Below are 21,474 nucleotides of genomic sequence, written 5' to 3' on the forward strand. Positions count from 1 at the left end.
GATCATGTCTAAAGAAACCCAACTAAAAGTTGAAGCAATCAAAAACGGCACTGTTATCGACCATATTCCTGCGCATGTGGGTATCAAGGTACTTAAGCTCTTTAGTATGGATAACTCGAACCAACGAGTGACAATTGGTTTGAATCTGCCTTCGTCAGCACTTGGTGCCAAAGATCTGATCAAGATCGAAAACGTCTTTATCAATGAAGATCAAGCTAACCAACTCGCACTCTATGCCCCGAAAGCAACCGTTAACCAAATTGAAAATTATGAAGTAGTAAAGAAACTTAACTTATCATTACCTGACTTTATTAGTGCGGTATTTAAGTGCCCAAATACTAACTGTATTTCACACGGTGAGCCGGTAAATAGTGGCTTTAAGGTACTGACTAAAAAAGCAGATATTCAACTTAAATGTAAATACTGCGAAAAAGTTTTCTCTCGCGAAATCGTGACAGAGTGCAATGCATAACTTTGTTATAAACAGCCCGTTAGCTTCATAGCGGGCTTTATTCATTAAATCTCAGCCACAAAATAACACAAAATACCAGCTAGGTATTATTTAGTGATAACCATCAAGTTTCTTCTGATTATTCCCTGTTATCATATTTGCATTAAATATCACAAAAAGTGATTATTATTGCGATATCGAGCAAATAAAATGCATAAAAAAGCGACAGGGAGCTGTCCATGAATGAACATGAATCACCACACGGGATCATCAGTCATTATTGCGAAAAAAACATGACAGCCGTTTGTAAACAATTATTACAAATGCACCATTTTTCTACTCAAGATCATATTCGCGACGCGCTAATTAAAGAGGGGTTTGATGATATCAGCCAATCTACCGTTTCACGTCTTCTCACTAAACTCAAAATAGTAAAAGCACCAAATGTCTATGGTAAACGGGTGTATTGTGTTACTGAAACCACCAATCCCACATATACTGATTCTGAGATCGCTTCACAAATTGAATTTGTTACTCATAATAAATTAGTGATTGTAGTAAAAACCCATCCGGGTTCTGCACAACTCATCGCTAGAATTATTGACCTTAATCCCCATCAAGAAATTTTAGGCACCATAGCTGGCAATGACACTATTATGGTTGCACCTCGCAATATTGATCGGATCCGTGATTGTGAACAAGCCGTTTGTCTAAGTCTTGGGATGATATAAAAACGTTCTAATCAGCTTGAATCTTCCTGACTTAGCCCCCATAACACCATCAATCAGATAGCGTGACGTGTCACTTACGCTATAACAATCAAAAAAATATAAGTAAGGGTAAACAATGACTAAGGTTCTTCATACAGAGCAAGCTCCTGCAGCAATCGGTCCATACGTACAAGGTGTTGATCTTGGTAATATGGTGCTAACTTCCGGTCAAATCCCTGTAAACCCTGCAACAGGTGAAGTACCGGAAGCAATTGCAGCGCAAGCTCGCCAATCTTTAGACAATGTAAAGGCGGTAGTGGAATCTTCAGGTCTTCAGGTTTCTGACATTGTTAAGATGACTGTTTTTGTTAAAGATCTAAATGACTTCGCTGCCGTTAACGAAGTGTATGGTAACTTCTTTGATGAACATAACGCACCTTACCCAGCACGCTCTTGTGTTGAAGTTGCACGTTTACCAAAAGATGTAAAAATTGAAATCGAAGCGATTGCTGTTCGTAAATAATCGTTGCTAATAAACGTTTCATTGCATCTTAATTTGCCATAAAAAAAGCTGCTAACGGGATCTCGTTGGCAGCTTTTTTATTCATAAAACAACACTAATTACTTAGTGGCAAAAGCAAACACTTGACTAAACCATGCCGTAAATAACTCAGGCTGAGTCTTTAGCGTTTGTTTAATCGTCTCTTCAGACCACCAGCGATAATCCATCACTTCATCAGCGTTAGGAACAACCTCTATCTCGCCAGCATCAGCCACCAGCACATGATCGAGCTCATGCTCAAATAATTGGTTATCAAGCTCTGCGTAATAACAGAAGTGACCAATATCAGATAATGAAGTCACTTGCGTGATCCCCATTTCTTCAGCTAATCGTCGTATCCCTGCTTGCTCTATCGACTCATATTGGCGAGGGTGTGAACAACACGTGTTAGTCCACAACCCACCACTATGATATTTGTGCAACGCGCGTTGATGAAGTAAGTATTCACGACCAGACGTGGTATTTCGATACAACAAAACCGAAAAAGCCAAATGCAAAGCACCTTGTTTATGCGCTGCCATCTTCTCTTGTAAGCCTTGAAATTCACCTTGGCTATCAACCAAGACTACATATTCTTCAGTCATCACTCTTTACTACTGTTATAAATTACCCCCTGATATTCAGGGGTTAAAATAAAACAAGGACATGTGATAAACATGTCCTTGTATATTAATACTTACGAGACAAATAAATTAGCGTTTACCTCGCTCACTCGCTTCTGCATTAAGCTCTGCTAATTTTTCAGCCATAACATCATGACAACGGCTAGAGAGGCTGCGAACATCTTCTTTATGTAAGCCGTCCGTTGAAATCGGCTTCATTACTTCTACGATCACGACACCGTTATCCCAACGATTTAACCTAACATGATCAGTTGAACTACACACAATCGGTACAACAGGAACGTTCGCGCCAATTGCAGCATGGAAAGCACCAGTTTTAAACGGCAATAAACCACGACCACGAGAGCGAGTCCCCTCAGGGAACATCCACACTGACACTTTGTTTTGTTTAATTTTATCGACGACTTGACCTATGGTGCCCACCGCTTTACTGCGGTTTGCACGATCAATTAAGATGTTACCCGTGATCCAGTATAGCTGACCAAATAACGGTAACCATACTAAGCTTTTTTTACCCACGGTAACAGTACGAGGCATGATTGCACCAGAAACCGTAAAAAGATCATAATTATTCTGGTGGTTCGCAATATAAATAGCAGAGCCTACTTTTTCAGCACCCTCTGCGTATCGGAACTCTAATTTGATCCCTAGCACACGTGACATTTTGCTAAACAAACGTCCAAAGGTATAAACGTGTTTAGGGTTACGTGGGCTTAATAAACAGTATCCGCAACCAAAAATAAACGTCACGATAGCAAAAATTGCGATAGCAAATATCCGCAAAACAAAAATCATTCTAGCTCTCCTCAGCGTACAAGCGTTCGCTAGTATACTCACAGCAAGAGAAAATACACGTTTTATGTGTATTCTTTACTCACTTGTTATTCGCTTATCAATAGAAACGATACGCACAGCTTAGATCAAAAAAGCCCTCAACTTGAGGGCTTTGAATAGCGCATCAGAAATAACTATTCCGATGGAACGTCAGAAGATTGCTCGTTTGGTGAATCAATCTCCATCCGTGTTACTCGCTGTAAGCCTCGAGGTAACATCGCTCCTCGACGTCCACGCTCACCACGGAAATTATCGAGATCCGACGGTTTCAATCCTAGTTTACGTTTGCCCGCATAAAGAGTGACATGGGTATCTGCACTAATTACCGTTAAGTAGGATAAGAATTCTTCACGCGCTTTTGAACGTGCAGATGGAATGTTGATGATCTTGTTACCCTTACCTTTACCCAGTTGCGGTAAATCTTTAATTGGGAACAGTAACATTCGACCTTCATTGGTAATGGCTAATATCTGATCATTCTCAATATCAGCAACAGGCTGTGGCGGCAGCACAGCAGCATTTTCAGGTACCGTTAATAAGGCTTTACCACTCTTATTTTTCGATACCATATCTGTGCTCTTACAGATAAATCCGTAACCTGCATCCGATGCCATTAACCAAATTTGATCGTCTTCTGCCATTAACACTTGGCGCATATTTGTGCCTGGGGTTAAATTTAAACGCCCCGTGATAGGTTCACCTTGGCTACGCGCAGATGGCAAGCTATGTGATTCTAACGCATAGCTACGTCCATCAGAGCCTAAGAAAATCGCAGGCTGATTACTCTTACCGCGAGCATGCGCAAGGTAACTGTCACCCGACTTATAGTTTAGCGTGCTCGGATCTACCTCATGCCCTTTAGCATGACGGATCCAGCCTTTCTCTGATAGTACAACGGTGATCGCCTCACTTGGGATCAAGTCACGTTCAGTTAATGCTTTCGCTTCTTCTCGTTCAACTAATGGCGAGCGGCGATCATCACCGTACTTCTCAGCATCAGCGAGAATTTCTTTCTTAATTAAAGTATTTAAGCGACGCTCAGAGCCAAGTAACTTTTCTAGTTGCTCACGCTCTTTGGCTAATTCGTCTTGCTCTGCACGGATCTTAATTTCTTCAAGCTTGGCTAACTGACGCAGTTTAATTTCTAAAATTGCGTCTGCTTGAATCGCTGATAAACCAAAACGTGACATAAATTCTGCTTTTGGATCTTCCTCATTACGGATAATCTCAATCACTTCATCAATGTTAAGGTAAGCGGCCAGTAAACCTTCTAAGATATGTAAGCGTGCATTCACTTTATCTAAACGGTACTGTAAACGACGACGTACTGTTGTACGGCGATATTCCAGCCATTCAGCAATAATCTCCACTAAACCTTTAACTTGTGGACGACCATCTAGACCCAACATGTTCAAGTTCGCACGGAAGCTCTTTTCAAGATCCGTTGAAGCAAACAAGTGATTCATCAACTGCTCGCAATCAATACGGTTAGAGCGTGGCACAATCACAATGCGAGTTGGGTTTTCGTGATCGGATTCGTCACGTAAATCCTCAACCATTGGCAATTTCTTCGCACGCATTTGGCTAGCGATTTGCTCAAGCAGTTTTGCACCTGACGTTTGGTGTGGCAATGCGGTAATAACAATATCACCGTTTTCTTTGTGCCAAACCGCGCGCATTCTAATACTGCCTCGGCCACTCTTATAGACTTTCTTTAAGTCAGCTTTAGAGGTAATGATTTCCGCTTCAGTTGGGTAATCAGGGCCTTGAACAAACTCCATTAGCGCATCAAGATCTGCCTTTGGATTTTCAATCATATGTACTGCTGCATTGGCAACTTCACGCGCATTGTGCGGTGGAATATCAGTTGCCATACCAACAGCAATACCCGTTACGCCATTAAGCAAAATATGCGGCAGACGTGCAGGTAACATCTTAGGCTCTTGCATTGTACCGTCAAAGTTTGGTACCCAATCTGCGGTGCCTTGGCCTAATTCAGACAGCAACACTTCAGAAAATCGAGACAAACGTGATTCGGTATAACGCATCGCCGCGAATGATTTCGGATCATCCGGAGCACCCCAGTTACCTTGACCGTCAACCAGTGGGTAGCGGTAAGAAAAAGGCTGTGCCATTAATACCATGGCTTCATAACAGGCAGAATCACCATGAGGGTGATATTTACCTAATACATCACCCACCGTACGGGCTGATTTTTTATATTTTGCCGTTGCACTTAAACCCAACTCAGACATCGCATAAATAATACGGCGCTGTACGGGTTTAAGGCCATCACCGATAAACGGTAAGGCACGATCCATGATTACATACATGGAGTAATTTAAATAAGCGTCTTCAGTAAACTTCCTAAGAGGAAGCTGTTCAACGCCATCCATTGAGACATCAGTCATCGTTAGATAATCCGTCTTTAATTTTGCTTATCTGCCAGTTATTACTAGCAGATGAAATAGAGTAAAAAGCTGATCACACTTCAGCCATATCGCCTTTGCTTTGCAACCAGTGACGACGATCTTCAGCACGCTTCTTACCAAGTAGCATGTCCATCATTTCGTTGGTTTCACTGTCGTCATCAATCGTTAACTGCACTAAACGGCGAGTATTCGGATCCATGGTCGTTTCACGCAATTGCAATGGGTTCATCTCACCCAGACCTTTGAATCGCTGAACATTAACCTTGCCACGCTTACCTTTTAGGCGATCAAGAATACTGTTTTTCTCAGCTTCATCGAGGGCGTAGTACACTTCTTTACCCAAATCGATACGGTACAAAGGAGGCATTGCAATAAATACATGTCCGGCACGTACTAAGGTTTCAAAGTGCTTCATAAATAACGCACACAACAAGGTAGCAATGTGAAGACCATCGGAGTCCGCATCCGCAAGGACGCAGATCTTACCGTAACGAAGCCCACTTAAATCATCACTATCTGGATCAATACCAAGTGCGACCGAAATATCATGGACTTCTTGAGAGGCAAGGACTTGATCGGCAGACACTTCCCACGTATTTAAAATTTTACCGCGAAGTGGCATGATCGCTTGGAACATACGATCACGAGCTTGTTTCGCCGAGCCGCCCGCCGAGTCACCCTCGACAAGGAATAATTCAGTGCGATTAAGATCTTGTTGTGAACAGTCCGCTAACTTACCAGGCAGTGCTGGGCCTGATGCAATTTTCTTACGTACCACTTTTTTGCTTGCACGCATACGACGGTGCGCATTTGCAATACAGACTTCTGCTAATTGCTCTGCCAGTTGTGGACGCTCATTAAGCCATAAGCTAAAGGCATCTTTTACCACACCAGAAACAAACGCCGCACATTGACGTGACGATAAACGTTCTTTGGTTTGACCGGCAAATTGTGGATCTTGGATTTTTACCGACAAGACATACGCACAACGATCCCAAATATCATCAGCCGTTAATTTCACGCCTCGTGGCAGAAGATTACGGAATTCACAGAATTCACGCATCGCATCTAACAAGCCCTGACGCAGACCATTAACGTGAGTCCCCCCTTGCGCTGTTGGGATCAAGTTAACATAACTTTCAGTGATCAATTCACCACCTTCAGGTAGCCATAACAGCGCCCAATCAGCGGCTTCTGTTTGCGAACTGAACACACCAGTAAATGGTTCTTCTGGCAGTAATGTATACCCTTTTACACCTTCAGCAAGGTAGTCTTTTAAGCCATCTTCATAGCACCAACGAATCGTTTCATCAGTGATTTTATTGGTGAATACAATTTCTAAACCAGGGCATAACACTGCTTTAGCTTTTAGATTGCTCTTCAGGCGGGAAACTGAGAACTTGGCACTGTCGAAATATTTTGGATCTGGCCAAAAGTGAACTCGTGTGCCTTTTGCGCGACGGCCACAAGTGCCTATCACCTCAAGCTCTGAGACCTTATCGCCATTTTCAAAGGCAATTTGATACACTTGACCATCACGTTTTACCGTAACTTCAACACGCTTAGAAAGGGCGTTTACAACCGAGATACCTACCCCGTGTAAACCACCTGAAAATTGGTAGTTTTTACCAGAAAACTTACCACCGGCGTGAAGCTTACATAAAATAAGTTCAACCCCTGATACACCTTCTTCGGGGTGAATATCAACAGGCATACCACGACCATCATCAACCACCTCTAATGATTGATCGGCATGAAGGATCACTTCAACTTTACGGGCATGTCCAGCCAATGCTTCATCGACACTGTTATCGATAACTTCTTGACCTAAGTGGTTAGGTCGAGCCGTATCGGTATACATACCGGGACGGCGGCGTACTGGCTCAAGGCCATTAAGAACCTCAATGGCTCCAGCGTTATAGCTTTGATCTGTCATATCACGGAAATTTACGGGAAAGTTTTGAAAATAATAGTCAGTAACCCAGCGCTATATGTCAAGTTCTGGGACACATGAAGGCTCATGACTGTGAGTAATGATGTTATTTACAAGAACATCAGATAGAACATGTCATAGAAATATAAGTAATATCAGAAAACATATCGCGACACAGAGTCACTCGCGAATGCTAAACATGGCAGCATTCTACCAGTTATAATTCTAAGAATTGGATAATTGATGCAGGAAATCGTTCAAAATTGACAAAACTATGATCCCCATTAGGTTCAACGGTCAATTTTGATTCAGCATATTTCATTATGGATTGGCGATAATCTAATACTTCATCACCTTCTTGCAATAGCACCCAAAAACGTTGTGGAGCATGTAATGTCGCCACATCTAGTTGCTGCAATTGCGCCATATGCTGGGGAACAAGTACATAATTTTCGCCACTATATGGATTCTGCTGGGGTCCTAAATAATCAACTAACAACTCATAAGGTTTTACTGCTGGGTTAATTAATACCGCAGCTAAAGCAAACCGTTCACTTAACCAAGTACATAAATACCCACCTAATGAACTCCCTACTAAACCTATCTTGTACTCGTCTTTGCAGCGAAGGATCAACTGTTCAAGATAAACCTGCGCTTCTTCAGGGTAGCTCGGTAGTTGCGGCATCACAACCTTAATATCAGGTCGATGGTTTGCACAATACTGCGCCATTTGCTGCGCTTTTAATGATTGTGGCGAGCTATTAAAGCCGTGCAAATAAATCAATAGTGATGCCATTAATACCCTGCTGAATCAAAAGTTGGTTGGAATACATCACCTTCAAGACGTTCAACGTGAGTAATAATATCCCCTGTCGCGGTTAATTCTAAATAACGCCAACCTGGGGTTACTTGATCTAATGCAAAATCATCAGAATCGGGTAGAAATTGAATACACGTCGAAGGTGTCGCTAGCACTCTGACATCACGATGAATACGATCCAACTCTTGATGAATATGACCGCATAAAATAGCTTTTACTTGAGGATGTTTATCAATGACCTGCCACAGCGCATCACTATTGTGTAATTGATGCTGATCAAGCCATGCGCTCCCCGCGGGTAACGGATGGTGATGAAGTAATACCAACGCATGTCGCTCAGGGTGTAGCGATAAAGCATGATCAAGTAGTGCTAATTGATGATGAGATAATTCGCCATGTGGAACACCAGCTACTTGGCTATCAAGTAGGACAACTTGCCAATGATCACCGACCAATATTTGTTCACTATCTTTAATTTGTTCAGAAGGTAATATTGATGCCATGGTTGGTTGGTAATCGTGATTGCCCGGTAACCAAAAACACGGTTGTTCCCAACGAGCAATGCCTTCAGCAAAACGTTGGTAGGAATCAGGAGTGTGATCTTGGGAAATATCTCCCGTTGCAACAATTGCATCAAATTTACGCGTAGAAGCATCTACCGCATTAAGGACGGCATGAAAGCTCTGTTGAGTTGCCACACCAAGCAGAGCGCCTGATTCATTGGCAAACAAATGAGTGTCTGTAATTTGAAGAAGAACCACACTATCAGGGTTCGTCTGTGGCAGCGAATAGGTCTGCAAAACGTCAAAAACCTTGTCTTTTAATCAATCAAAAACAGTTAACAAACAGATTGGTTACTGATCCCACGGCGTAAACAATGGTTTAACCAATCGCCTAAAAAACGATTTACTTGATGTTTCTCATCTTTCTGATGCATACGCAAGTTAGGATAATCATATATTGGCTTTAAACGAGAAATCTGTTGAGCGGAACACACTTCTGCGACTCTAGCATCATGATAAAGCCTTACTGTTAACGCTGGCGATAAATAATCGACAACATCTTGATCACTCTTTAACCCTAGAGAAATCATCGTAGTATAGCGTGTGGATTCTATTATTTTTAAGCGATATATATCATCACACACTCGATAAAACCTTTCATCACCCACTTCGTCACTACGAGGTAATAACGGGAGCAACTTAGCATAATTGGTTTCATACAAGCGCATTAGGCTTGATAAATCGACAGAGTATCGAGAGTTCAATGACAAAATCCTTTAAATAGTTACAACCTTTTATTGGCCTATTGCTGTAACTGTAAATAATGAAGCTGTAACCATTGTAAGGCAATAATCGAGGCTGCATTTTCAATTTTACCAGATTCTACCCACTGATAGGCCTGTGTTCTTGACACAACATGCACCCGAATATCTTCACTTTCTTCAGCTAAACCATGAATACCACTCGCTGTTGTGCTATCAACAGTGCCAACGAATATATCCAGCATTTCAGAGCAACCACCTGAGCTTGATAAATAACGCGTCACTTTTTGAAGTTCAGTGACGGTTAGCCCCGCCTCTTCAACAGCTTCTCGTTTAACGACATCTTCTGCAGATTCACCTTGGTGATCAATCATGCCCGCGACAATTTCTAACTGCCAAGGCTCACAGCCAGCCGCCATCGCACCGACACGAAATTGTTCAATTAAAACAACCTCATCAGTGACTGGATCATAAGGTAATAAGGCGGCGGCATGCCCACGTTCAAACATTTCTCGATTGACCGTATCGCTCCATCCGCCTGCAAAAAGTTTATGACGAAAACGGTATTTCACCATTTTAAAAAAGCCATTGTAGACAATATCTTTCGCCTCAACTTTTACATCATCCACACCAAACTGCAGTGGACTTTTCTCATTTTGGCTCATCATTATTCCCTTGTATAAATAAAGTGCGCTAGCTCGCAATAATTAACAGATAATCATAACAAACAGAGAAGGTTAGCTATCTTTTCATTCAATCAGATTATCAGCAACGTTTAACTTCAACAAAATTAATAAATATTACATTTTTTTTTAAACCAAATTGATAAGAGTTTAAATTTCCACCACCATAAATAAAAAATAAACCATCATATTTAGGTAAATTTTTGCAATGATCAGTTTCAAGCAAGGCATGTTGAGGTAAACTACAATTTGTAATTATATTTTTAGCTCCCATTTTGTCAGCAAGACCAGGAAAGGCATCCATGAAAAAATTGCTTCCAATCGTTATCAGCCTTGCATTTGGCTCACTAAGTCAATCAGCTCTTGCTGATGATCTCGCTCAAATTTATCAGCAAGCAAAACAAAATGATCCACAACTTCTAAAAGCTGCAGCAGATAAAGATGCAGCATTTGAAGCAATTAACTCATCTCGAAGTACGTTACTACCGCAGATTAACTTAAGCGCGGGCTACAATACTTACCATTTAGATGCCAAAGACAAAAATACAGATGGATTTGTTGGCGGTCTTCAGCTTGACCAAGAGATTTATAATCGCTCAAGCTGGATTGGTTTAGATGTATCAGAAAAAAAAGCCCGTCAAAGTGATGCTGCATACTCAGCTGAGCAACAAGGCTTAATTCTTCGTGTCGCACAGGCTTACTTTAATGTTTTAGAAGCCAAAGACGATCTGAGTTTTGGTGAGGCCGAAAAGAAAGCTGTAGGCCGACAACTAGAACAGATGAAACAGCGCTTTGAAGTGGGTCTATCTGCCATTACGGATGTCCATGACGCCCAAGCACAATACGATAAAGTTGCAGCTGATGTGATTCTAAAAGAAAATGCAGTCGCAAATAGCTACGAAGAACTGCGTGAAATTACAGGCCGTGAGTACACCTCTCTGGATGCCTTGAACACCAAGACTTTCTCAGTGACGCCATTACAACAATCACCTGATACGTTTGTAAAAACAGCTGAGACTGACAACCTATCATTATTGGCGTCAAGAATTGGTCAAGATATCGCAAGAGACAATATTTCACTTGCAGAATCAGGCCATCTACCAACCTTATCGTTCACTTCAGGTTATCAATATAATAAGTCAGGACCGGGCACTCCAGATCCAGATCAAGGTTCTTTGACTGCAGGAATTCAGTTAAACCTTCCAGTCTACTCTGGTGGTAATATCAGCTCTCAAGTAAAACAAGCGCAATACGCATATGTTGCCTCTAGTGAAGAGCTTGAAGGCCAATACCGCACAGTTGTGAAAGATGTACGTAACTATTACAACAACATTCATGCCGCTGCTGGTTCAATAAAAGCATACAAACAACTAGTTATTTCAGCTAAATCAGCTTTAGAAGCAACAGAAGCGGGCTTTGATGTGGGTACGCGTACTATTGTTGATGTTCTTGACTCAACAAAGAGCCTCTATTCAGCAAATAGCCTATTAGCTAATGCTCGTTATAATTATATTCTTGCACAACTACAGCTAAAACAAGCGGTAGGTACCCTGAGTGAGCAAGATATTGTTGATATAAATAAAGGCTTAATTAAACAATAAGTTTTAATCATCAAAAATAAAAAAGCGCCCAAAGGCGCTTTTTTATTATCTGCGATTTTTGTCGCTATAACTGATTAGCCACGGCCACCACGGATCGCTTCAATAATTTTGGATGTAGAGCAGCCGTCTTCAAAGTTAAGTACCAGTACTTGACCACCAGCTGCCACAACTTCTTTACCACCCGCAATTTCTTCAGGTTTATAATCGCCACCTTTCACCAAAAGGCTCGGCAGCACTTCACTGATCAAACGTTGTGGTGTTTCCTCGGTAAACGGTACCACCCAATCAACTGCACCAAGACCTGCCAATACCGCCATACGACGGTCTTCTGGATTGACTGGACGACCAGGACCTTTTAAGCCTTTCACTGAACTATCAGAGTTAACCGCAACAATTAAACGATCACCTAATTTTGCAGCTTCAGTTAAATAAGCAACATGACCAGCATGTAAAATATCAAAACAGCCATTTGTCATAACTACTTTCTCACCACGCGCACGTGCTGACTTTACAGCTTGAATTAATTGAGGCTCAGAAATAACACCAAAACCACTGTCTTGGCTACCATGAATGGCATCTGTTAATTCAATAGTAGATAAGGTTGATGTACCCAGTTTCGCGACAACGACACCAGCCGCAGCATTGGCTAATTTACAAGCATCTGATAACGATTTACCTGCAGATAATGAAGCGGCAAGCACTGAGATCACCGTGTCACCAGCACCTGTTACGTCATACACTTCTTGCGCTTGCGTTGGCATATGTAAAGGCTCACTGCCTTTTTCAAGTAACGTCATACCATGCTCAGAGCGAGTGACTAACAAGGCTTCAAAATCAAACTTTTCAATAAGGGCTAAACCTTTCTCAACTAAGTCTTCATCTGACGTGACTTTACCTACTACCGCTTCAAATTCAGATAAGTTCGGTGTAAGTAACGTAGCGCCACGGTAACGTTCAAAATCTGAACCTTTTGGATCAATTAACACAGGCACATTTGCTTCGCGCGCTAATTGGATCATACCTTGAACGTGCTCTAATACGCCTTTCGCATAATCAGATAAAATGACGGCTTTCACATCCGTTAAGGATTGCTTCATGCGCGCCATGATCGGTGCAGGATCAACGTTATGAAAACCTTCTTCAAAGTCTAAACGGATCAACTGTTGCCCACGACTCATTACACGAAGTTTGGTAATTGTCGGATAGTTAGGCAGTGAAACAAAATCACAATAAACGTTCAGTGAAGATAACTTTTCAGTCAGCGCTTTCGCTTGCTCGTCAATGCCCGTTAAACCAATCAATTTTGCATGCCCGCCTAATGCTGCAATATTCATTGCAACGTTAGCGGCACCGCCCGGGCGCTCTTCAATCTGATCAACCTTAACAACAGGTACTGGCGCTTCTGGTGAAATTCGCCCTGTAGGACCTGTCCAATAACGGTCTAGCATGACATCACCAACAATCAAGACACCTGCTTGGTTATAATCAGGAAGGGTCAGTTTCATTTTTTTCTCCGGGAATATGAAAACGCTCAAATACTAGCATAAACTAAAATCAAGATGCATCAGGACAATGTTATTCCGTTAATTATCATCACTATTGATTGGCTCTAAAATTTGCAGCCATATCGCTTCAACATTTTCTCGTAGCTCAACAAATTGTTTATCAGATACATACGCATCTGATCCTAATAAATTAAGCTTATGGGTTTCATTACGCATTTCACAGTAAGCATGCTGGAGTAATTTTGCATCCTCAGCAGAAATGATGCCTTCTTGCGTCATTGATGAAAATATACGGATATTATCAGACCAACGAGTTACGTCAGGTTGCTCAGCAGCATTCGCTAACACAAGAAATTGGGCGAGAAATTCAATATCGGTGATCCCACCTTTATCTTGTTTTAAACCAAACATTCCCGCTTTTTTCTTACCTAAATGATCACGCATTTTATGGCGCATCTCGACAACGGCTTTGGCTAATTCATTTCGTTTGCGAGGAATTGATAATATCTGCTGGCGAACATCGGCAAAGGCATGCTGCAATTGTTGGTCACCATAAATCATGCGAGCACGAACAAGCGCCTGATGCTCCCATGTCCACGCCTCTTGCTGCTGATAATCAGCAAACGCGGTGACGGTACTGACCAATAACCCTGATGCACCAGATGGACGTAACCGCATATCAACCTCATATAACACGCCTGATGCGGTTCGAGTTGAAAATAGGTGAATGATCCGTTGCGCTAGACGTAAATAAAATTGACGGCCATCTATTTCTTTAAGGCCGTTGGTGTAAACATTATCAGGGCAATCATGCATAAAAACCAAATCAAGATCAGAGCCATAACCAAGCTCCCAACCACCAACTTTACCATAGCCCACAACACCAAACCCTTTCCCCTGTCGTTCAACTAAATGGCTCGGCTCACCATATTTCTGAGCGATTTGTAACCATGCTTGGTTCACTACAGCTGCAACAATCGCTTCAGCTAAATAAGTTAAGTGATCACTAACCTTCATCACAGGTAAAATACCAGCAATGTCAGCTGCTGCAATTTTCAACAACTGAACTTGCTTAAACTGTCGAATCGCCTCCATTTGCTGCTCCATATCTTCTTCTGGAATACGAGCAAGATATTCACGCAATTCGTCTTTATAACTGGTGAGCTCTGTCGGCTTATAAAGGTGCTGTGGATCGAGTAATTCATCTAATAAAAGTGGATATAACGCCAGCTGATCGGCAACCATTGGGCTTGCTGCACAAAGTCGAATCAATTGCTGTAAAGCGGCTGGGTGTTCAACCAATAGCTCAAGATAAGTGGTACGTGTTGCGATCCGAATGATCAGTTTGGTTAAACGCGGTAACAGTTGAGTCGCATCATCTCGCATCACAACCTGTGATAATACTTCGGGCATTAGGCGAGCTAACACTTCGCGCCCACGGGGGCCCAATGTACGTTTAGATAGCTCAGCTTTAAAACCAATTAAGTGCTCTGCTAACTCAATGGATGCTGGCTCATTTAATTCAGCAAGGATCGCGAGTAAGACTTCATAATTGAGCACCATTGCCCACATTTCATGGTATTGAGCATCAACACTTGCTTGATCATCTTGCTCCTCCACACCGATGATATCTTCAAAAATCAAGTGAATTGCAGACATATGAGATTCGACATCTTGCAGTAAAGCAGCCCAATCAGCATATCCCATTGCACACGCTAAACGCGCTTGATCAAGTGCTTTATCTGGTAACGTTTGGGTTTGTTTATCATCGATTGCTTGGAGTAAATTCTCTAAACGGCGCAAGAAACAATAGCCATCTTGTAACACAGCCACATCTTGTGATGGCAATAAACCTAATTCATTCATCGCTGATAAGGTGGGCAGTAATCCTCGTCCTCGCAGACTCGGTTCACGTCCACCACGGATCAACTGAAATGACTGCGCGATAAATTCAACCTCTCGGATCCCACCAGCGCCTAATTTAATATTATTGCTAAGTCCTCGACGTCTTACTTCACTGCTGATCATCGCTTTCATGCGACGCAAAGCTTGTACAGCACTGAAGTCGATATAACGACGAAAAACAAAGGGCCGTAGCATTTGACGTAATTCTTGATACTGGCTAAAGCTTTCTTTGCCCATCACGCGCGCTTTGATCATCGCATAACGTTCCCAATCACGTCCTTGCTCTTGGTAATAATCTTCAAGGGCAGCATAGCTCATCACTAATGGACCACTGTCGCCAAAAGGACGTAAACGCATATCAACGCGATAACAAAAACCATCATAAGTTTGTTGATCTAACGCTTTAATCAGCTTCTGTCCTAGACGGGTAAAGAACTGCGCATTGGCAAGACTTCGACGCCCACCTTGTGTTTCACCATTTTCTGGATAGGTAAAAATAAGATCGATATCAGAAGAAAAGTTTAGCTCTCCACCACCCAGTTTACCCATTCCTAATACCAACATAGGTTGAGCTTCACCGCTTGCGTTCATTGGTGTGCCCCAATCAGCACAACATTGATGATATAACCAATGGTAGGCTTCCATGATCAACGCTTCAGCAAGCTGCGATAAAGACTCTAAACTCTGCTTTAACGGGACAACATTAGTAAAGTCATGCCAAGCAATAAGGCACATTTGTCGACGACGAAATTGCCTTAACACATGCATTAATTGGTTTTCATCTTTCACATCATTTAACTGCTCAGATAAGCACTGGCGGTAATCAATCGATTCAAGATGCTGACGATGATGCAGTAGCCAAGTTAGCCATTCAGGATCTTGCACTAATGACGAAAAAATAAAATCACTTAAGCCTAAAACTGAACGCAGCTCTTCTCTATCTTGCCCTTGCCATTGCGCTAACGCTTCAGGGTGATGTTCGGCAAGTTTATGAATAGCAAGATCAGCGGCATCAGCCAGAGAAGTAAAACGAGAAATATTAGGAAAAAAAGCGCTATTTTCTACAGTCATGTGCTTTCCTTGAACAAGTAATCTGACAGAATTGTTTCTACATTAGCATAGAAAAACGCCCATCAAATGATGGGCGTTATAATTTTATACATTACAGGTTATCTCATTACATGAGGCGATGAGTTACACCTGAAATGCCTTAATTTTTGTTTCTAAATCATTAGCATGTTGGTGCATGGTATCTGACGTTTCAGCAAGCTCAGTCACCACTGTCACCGACGCTTCTACCAGCTCTCGTACATTGGTTAAATTCTGGTTCATCTCATCAGCAACCGTTGTTTGCTGCTCTGCTGCGGTGGCAATATGGAAATTCATATCATTAATTAGCTTTACTTGTGCAACAATTTTTTCTAATTCATCCCCAGCATTGGTCACCAAGTCAACCCCTTCAGCCGCCTCTTCAACACTTTGCTCCATCAAACCCACGGCTTGCTGGGCACTTTGTTGTAATTGACTGATCATCTCTTGAATTTCAACCGTTGCAGTTTGTGTCCGTTGCGCCAAATTACGTACTTCATCGGCAACAACAGCAAAACCGCGTCCAGCATCGCCTGCGCGTGCAGCTTCAATCGCAGCGTTCAATGCCAGTAGATTGGTTTGCTCTGAAATACTTTGGATTGTCACAATAACTGTGCTGATCTTCTCAACGCGCGCTTCGACCTGATTAACCGCATCAGCAGATTGACGAATATCGCCAGAAAGCTGATTAATTGTGCTCATTGTTTTGCCTACAAACTCTTGTCCTTGCGCTGCTTGCTCTGATGTTCCCACTGTGGCATCAGAAGCTTGCCTTGCATGTTCAGCGACGGTTTGTACCGTAGAGGTCATTTCTGACATCGCAGAAGCTAATTGATCAATCTCTGCAAACTCTTCTTGTGCCGACGCTTTCGTCTCTACCATACTAATTGACATAATATCGGACAGGCTCGAAAGCTCACTCGCCACTGTACGTTGAGCTTGCAATACTTCCTGTAACTGAAAACGTGCGGTTTCTAGTTCACGTGCTAAATCACCAAATTCATCACGGCAATCCATCTCAATCGGCTCAATTAAATTACGTTGTGCCAAATTTTTAATACTTAGTTTTAAGTAATTAATTTGACGTAGCATTATCCTTGAACCACCCAGTAGTAGCACCATAAAGGCAAGGATCATAACCCCTGTTTGCCATGCAATTTGCCATAAGTATTGATGGTAATAGTTATTAGCAACTTGGCTTGACTGAGAGCCCACGACCACTAAATCACGCTGGGGGAGTAATTCTGCATATTCATAACGCCCTTGATCTAACGTTAGTGGAGAAGAGATCGTTAATTGAGAGAGTAAAGCTGACAAGGGTTGATTTTCTGACGTTGTTGCACTGAGTTGATCCAGTTGCGTTACAGATGGATGCCCAACAACCTTGCCACTTTTACGATCAATGATATAAACATACGCGTCTTGAGCAGAAACTTGGTTAAAAAAGGATTTTGCTATATCGACACCTGATTTATCATTACCTTTCAATAAATTAGAATATGAAACCGCTTGTTCTTTGGCACGATCTTTTTGGATTTGTGAGACTGCAGAATAAAATGTTTGGGCATCCCATAACTGCTTTCCAAGTAGCAGTACCGTACTAAATACCATTAATAGGATCAATTTGGGCACAAGACGGATATTTGTTAGTCCTTTTTCCCATGATGAAAAGTGCATCGTTGCCATTTGGATCCTCCTTATTGCCCTTCAATTTTCAAGTCAAATAAATGAAGATGAAGCACAATAACTATCAATGAATTTTGCTATCGTCTTTCTTAATAGCAATATATCGACAATAACCACAAAGACCTTAGTGATGAAAGTAATTGATGACGTAAAGTATGAGCTACATCCCATGAGTTTGATGGCATTGGTTCTCTCTATCACCTCGCTTATCATTGTGACCAGCACACTTTTTCTCAATAAACACAGTCCAACGTTTCGTATTTTTATTGCCATAGACACTTTTATCTGCCTGATTTTCTGGTGCCAACTGCTGATAGATTTATTTAGAAGTGAAAGTAAAGCTGCCTACCTAAAGCACCACTGGCCTGATTTTATCGCCAGTATTCCCGCTATCGAACCGTTACGTTTTATGCGTATTTTACAAGTTCTGCGCGTTATTCGCTTATTACGTTCGAGTAAACACATTTACTTTCAGCTACAAAACAATCGCCGAGAAACCACTTTGGCTTCGATCTTCTTATTATTGACGGTCCTTATCACTATTGGCGCAAGTTCTATCTTATTTGTAGAAGGCAATGTCCCTGAAGCGAACATTCATACTGCAGGGGATGCACTATGGTGGGTATTTGTCACTATCTCAACCGTGGGTTATGGCGATTATTATCCGGTTACAACATTAGGTCGAATCATTGCTGTCGGGATCATCATCTGTGGTGTGGGTTTATTTGGTATGGTGGCTGGTTTGATAAGCTCAATCATTTCAGATCCACAACATGAAAAAGACTTACTCGAAAAAGCACATCGAAAAGAATGGCGAGAAATGCTAGCCAATCAACAAGTCTTACTGGCTAAATTAGATCGCTTGGAAACAAAACTTGATCAACTATCACAAGAGAAAAGCACCAATACACCAAGCCAGCATTAAGAAAACAAAAATATATCGCTATAAAAAAGCCTTGCTTGAGCAAGGCTTTTATTTTCTCTATAGCACTTAAGGCCAATATGGCGCGAGTTCAATACTCATCTTACGTGTTTGATCCATTGCATGGATCAATGATTCATTTTGACGCTGCAACCATTTCTCAATTTGTACAAAGTCATCACCTTCAAATAACGGCAATAACTGACGTATTGGCTCTAAGGCATAAAGGTCGTCAATGCCTTGCAATAAATCAAACCATGGCATACGGAAAGATTGACGTAATTCAGGATCGTAAAGCGCAGCAAAAGATAAACCACACATTAAATTCCGTTGCAAACGTGGTTTCTGATCAATGTAATCAGAACGGGTTAATTGGCGCTCAGCAGGAAAAGCATCCATTAGCTCACGCCATGAACGAGATAAGATATTATCGGCAAAAGGTTTAATCGCACCAGCAAGTTTTGCGCGTGATTTATCATCTAAAAACGGCTGCCAACCACGGCTTAATATCCAACGACTTAAATCAAGCAATAAACCGCAATAACGTGCAGAGTTCATCAAACGCAGCATATCTTCGCTATCGGGTAGCTGTTCATAGCGCGTATCTAACTGCTGTTGTAGTGATTTTCGGACATTTAACTTACGCAACACATAAGATTTATCGTCCGTTAGCGCTTGAATACTATTGGCATCCTCTAACCACGCTAACTCACCTTCTAACCATTGTAATTCTTGGCGTAACAAAGCACTGGCACGACGCGGGATAATACCGCCGAACGTTGCAAAGGTTTGGCGCAATAAGCTTAATGATTGGGAGATTTGAACTAACGCTTGCTGATCTTGCGATTCAGTATAAATTTGTTCGTGGTATAACCAATGCTCTAATGCGTGCTCTAACGTTTTAATAAACGTCGATTCAACCGTATCTTGCTCAGTCGTTGCCACCAGCGTTAAAGGCTTTGGTGTATCACCTTGATAATCTGCTGCTAAGCGGTAGCCACGAGCCGCTTTACTCAAATTACCTAATCGCATACCACCATCCGCACAAAGTGCACGGGCAAGCGTAAATAAAGCATCAGTTTGACCCGATTTAAGCTCTAACTCAACTTCACAAATTGGCGATGATTTACCATTAGTATGGACATCACCATGATCATAGGCCAATTCAATCTGGCTTCCATCCGGCATGGCGACTAACCATTGCTGACGGGTGAAATCGGTTGAGAATAAAGGTTTAATTTGCTGTTGAGCGAGATCAACATCAAAACCTTCTGGCCACGCATCCGCTGGATGTAAAGCCAAAATGGGCGCATCACCATCAATTTCTACATTATATTCAGGACGCTGGTGTAAACCCGCAACGACCCGACCTGCAGTTTTTAATGTTTGTACATAAACATCGTCAAAACGACGTATCCGAAGGCCAATATCATGCTGACGCAATAATTGGTCTGGCGTATCAAAGTAAATATTGCCTAATTCTCGACTGCTCTGCTGCAGAATTTTCGCTTCAGTTATTTTGTTCAATAATTGACTAGAAAATTCTGGTGAGACGATAAACTTCAGTTCTATCTCGGTTTCCATAGTTATACCTATAAACAGTGGCAATCCAAGGATATTTGCTTCTGCGCTTAAGGGCAAGTCAGAAATATCGATAAAACCTTGATCAAAATTAGTTCCACTATACTCATATATACGTTAACATGCGCGCTTCAATGACCATCGCTCAAGATTTAGCCTTTTTCGGGCGCTCTCTAGGTTGATCGGCTATGCCAGTAAATACAATTATGGGGCTCTTTGCAAAATCCCCAATCAAACCACTGCAACGTCACGTTATTCGCGTAACTGAATGTTGTAACTTGCTTATCCCATTCTTTGAAGCATGTAATGCTGGAGACTGGGAAAAGGCGGCTGCTTTACGCGAACAGATCTCGCAACTTGAAAAAGATGCGGATGTGCTTAAGCGTGAGATCCGTCTGAAGCTTCCTCGTGGTCTTTTCATGCCAGTAGATCGTACTGATATGTTAGGACTGTTAACCCAGCAGGATAAACTCGCTAACCTCTCTAAAGATATCGCAGGTCGTGTCTTAGGTCGTAAGCTACAAATTCCTGCGATCATGTACCCAGACTTTGTCGCTTACGTTCAACGATGTTTAGACGCTGCTGATCAAGCACGCCGTGTAATTAACGAATTGGATGAGCTTCTTGAGACTGGTTTCAAAGGCAGAGAAGTGACGCTTGTTGCCGAAATGATTAATCAGCTAGATGTTATCGAAGATGATACTGATTCTATGCAGATTGTTCTACGTCAACAATTAATGTCCATCGAAGACCAACACAGCCCGGTGGATGTCATGTTCCTGTATAAGATTCTCGAGTGGGTAGGCGCAATTGCTGATCAAGCACAGCGTGTAGGCTCGCGTTTAGAGATTATGCTTTCGCGTTCTTAATAAC

The 21,474-nt window shown here is 42.0% G+C and carries 19 protein-coding genes; 6 read left to right on the forward strand and 13 right to left on the reverse strand.

The annotated features are described in order from the left end of the window. Nucleotides 1–4 precede the first annotated feature (4 nt). The 3 genes from pyrI (at nucleotide 5) to C9J40_RS16475 (ending at nucleotide 1,684) form a co-directional block, all read left to right on the forward strand. Nucleotides 5–472 (forward strand): aspartate carbamoyltransferase regulatory subunit, encoded by a 468-nt coding sequence (gene pyrI, locus C9J40_RS16465; protein WP_107207673.1) that lies wholly within the window; start codon nucleotides 5–7, stop codon nucleotides 470–472. A gap of 218 nt (nucleotides 473–690) precedes the next feature. Further along, nucleotides 691–1,182, forward strand: a complete 492-nt coding sequence (locus C9J40_RS16470) for an arginine repressor (RefSeq protein ID WP_107247473.1) — start codon at nucleotides 691–693, stop codon at nucleotides 1,180–1,182. A 115-nt stretch (nucleotides 1,183–1,297) separates the two neighbouring features. Further along, nucleotides 1,298–1,684, forward strand: coding sequence for a RidA family protein (locus C9J40_RS16475; RefSeq protein ID WP_107207671.1), 387 nt, complete (start codon nucleotides 1,298–1,300; stop codon nucleotides 1,682–1,684). Between the two features lie 98 nt (nucleotides 1,685–1,782). Here C9J40_RS16475 and idi read toward each other — a convergent pair whose 3' ends face one another. The 9 genes from idi to C9J40_RS16520 form a co-directional block, all read right to left on the reverse strand. After that, a complete protein-coding gene (idi, locus tag C9J40_RS16480) occupies nucleotides 1,783–2,307 on the reverse strand; it encodes an isopentenyl-diphosphate Delta-isomerase (protein ID WP_107207670.1) in 525 nt (174 codons plus the stop codon). 108 nt (nucleotides 2,308–2,415) lie between these two features. Then, nucleotides 2,416–3,141 (reverse strand): 1-acylglycerol-3-phosphate O-acyltransferase, encoded by a 726-nt coding sequence (locus C9J40_RS16485; protein ID WP_107247474.1) that lies wholly within the window; start codon nucleotides 3,139–3,141, stop codon nucleotides 2,416–2,418. A gap of 173 nt (nucleotides 3,142–3,314) precedes the next feature. Next, on the reverse strand, nucleotides 3,315–5,591 hold the full coding sequence (gene parC / locus C9J40_RS16490) for a DNA topoisomerase IV subunit A (RefSeq protein ID WP_107207668.1): 2,277 nt from the start codon (nucleotides 5,589–5,591) through the stop codon (nucleotides 3,315–3,317). A gap of 73 nt (nucleotides 5,592–5,664) precedes the next feature. After that, a complete protein-coding gene (gene parE / locus C9J40_RS16495; protein WP_105059453.1) occupies nucleotides 5,665–7,548 on the reverse strand; it encodes a DNA topoisomerase IV subunit B in 1,884 nt (627 codons plus the stop codon). Nucleotides 7,549–7,762: 214 nt separating this feature from the next. Continuing rightward, nucleotides 7,763–8,341: an esterase YqiA gene (gene yqiA, locus C9J40_RS16500; protein WP_107247475.1), complete on the reverse strand. Its 579-nt coding sequence runs from the start codon at nucleotides 8,339–8,341 to the stop codon at nucleotides 7,763–7,765. After that, nucleotides 8,341–9,165: a 3',5'-cyclic-AMP phosphodiesterase gene (gene cpdA, locus C9J40_RS16505; protein WP_107207666.1), complete on the reverse strand. Its 825-nt coding sequence runs from the start codon at nucleotides 9,163–9,165 to the stop codon at nucleotides 8,341–8,343. Before cpdA ends, yqiA begins: the two co-directional genes overlap by 1 nt. A 38-nt stretch (nucleotides 9,166–9,203) precedes the next feature. Further along, nucleotides 9,204–9,632 (reverse strand): DUF1249 family protein, encoded by a 429-nt coding sequence (locus C9J40_RS16510; protein ID WP_107207665.1) that lies wholly within the window; start codon nucleotides 9,630–9,632, stop codon nucleotides 9,204–9,206. A gap of 38 nt (nucleotides 9,633–9,670) precedes the next feature. After that, nucleotides 9,671–10,294, reverse strand: coding sequence for an ADP-ribose diphosphatase (gene nudF, locus C9J40_RS16515; RefSeq protein WP_107247476.1), 624 nt, complete (start codon nucleotides 10,292–10,294; stop codon nucleotides 9,671–9,673). Nucleotides 10,295–10,394: 100 nt separating this feature from the next. Next, the gene (locus tag C9J40_RS16520) at nucleotides 10,395–10,616 is read right to left on the reverse strand and encodes a hypothetical protein (RefSeq protein ID WP_107207663.1); all 222 of its coding nucleotides are present in this window, start codon (nucleotides 10,614–10,616) and stop codon (nucleotides 10,395–10,397) included. Here C9J40_RS16520 and tolC point away from each other — a divergent pair. Further along, nucleotides 10,615–11,913 (forward strand): outer membrane channel protein TolC, encoded by a 1,299-nt coding sequence (tolC, locus tag C9J40_RS16525; protein WP_107207662.1) that lies wholly within the window; start codon nucleotides 10,615–10,617, stop codon nucleotides 11,911–11,913. The two genes, C9J40_RS16520 and tolC, sit on opposite strands and share 2 nt — an antisense overlap. Nucleotides 11,914–11,987: 74 nt before the next feature. Here tolC and hldE read toward each other — a convergent pair whose 3' ends face one another. The 3 genes from hldE to C9J40_RS16540 form a co-directional block, all read right to left on the reverse strand. After that, entirely contained in the window at nucleotides 11,988–13,418 is a 1,431-nt protein-coding gene (hldE, locus tag C9J40_RS16530) for a bifunctional D-glycero-beta-D-manno-heptose-7-phosphate kinase/D-glycero-beta-D-manno-heptose 1-phosphate adenylyltransferase HldE (protein WP_107247477.1), read from the reverse strand. A gap of 78 nt (nucleotides 13,419–13,496) precedes the next feature. Continuing rightward, nucleotides 13,497–16,394 (reverse strand): bifunctional [glutamate--ammonia ligase]-adenylyl-L-tyrosine phosphorylase/[glutamate--ammonia-ligase] adenylyltransferase, encoded by a 2,898-nt coding sequence (glnE, locus tag C9J40_RS16535; RefSeq protein ID WP_107247478.1) that lies wholly within the window; start codon nucleotides 16,392–16,394, stop codon nucleotides 13,497–13,499. A 123-nt stretch (nucleotides 16,395–16,517) separates the two neighbouring features. After that, a complete protein-coding gene (locus tag C9J40_RS16540; protein WP_107207660.1) occupies nucleotides 16,518–18,098 on the reverse strand; it encodes a methyl-accepting chemotaxis protein in 1,581 nt (526 codons plus the stop codon). A gap of 130 nt (nucleotides 18,099–18,228) precedes the next feature. On the opposite strand from C9J40_RS16540, the gene C9J40_RS16545 reads away from it, so the two are divergent. Continuing rightward, nucleotides 18,229–19,023, forward strand: a complete 795-nt coding sequence (locus C9J40_RS16545) for a potassium channel family protein (protein ID WP_107247479.1) — start codon at nucleotides 18,229–18,231, stop codon at nucleotides 19,021–19,023. 66 nt (nucleotides 19,024–19,089) lie between these two features. Here C9J40_RS16545 and C9J40_RS16550 read toward each other — a convergent pair whose 3' ends face one another. Beyond that, complete coding sequence (locus tag C9J40_RS16550; RefSeq protein ID WP_107207658.1) at nucleotides 19,090–20,604, reverse strand: inorganic triphosphatase; 1,515 nt, start codon at nucleotides 20,602–20,604, stop codon at nucleotides 19,090–19,092. 185 nt (nucleotides 20,605–20,789) lie between these two features. Here C9J40_RS16550 and C9J40_RS16555 point away from each other — a divergent pair, with 185 nt between their 5' ends. After that, complete coding sequence (locus tag C9J40_RS16555; protein ID WP_107207657.1) at nucleotides 20,790–21,470, forward strand: TIGR00153 family protein; 681 nt, start codon at nucleotides 20,790–20,792, stop codon at nucleotides 21,468–21,470. Nucleotides 21,471–21,474 lie beyond the last annotated feature (4 nt).

This window comes from Photobacterium sp. GB-72 (genome assembly GCF_003026095.1).
In the GTDB taxonomy this organism is placed as follows: Bacteria; Pseudomonadota; Gammaproteobacteria; order Enterobacterales; family Vibrionaceae; genus Photobacterium.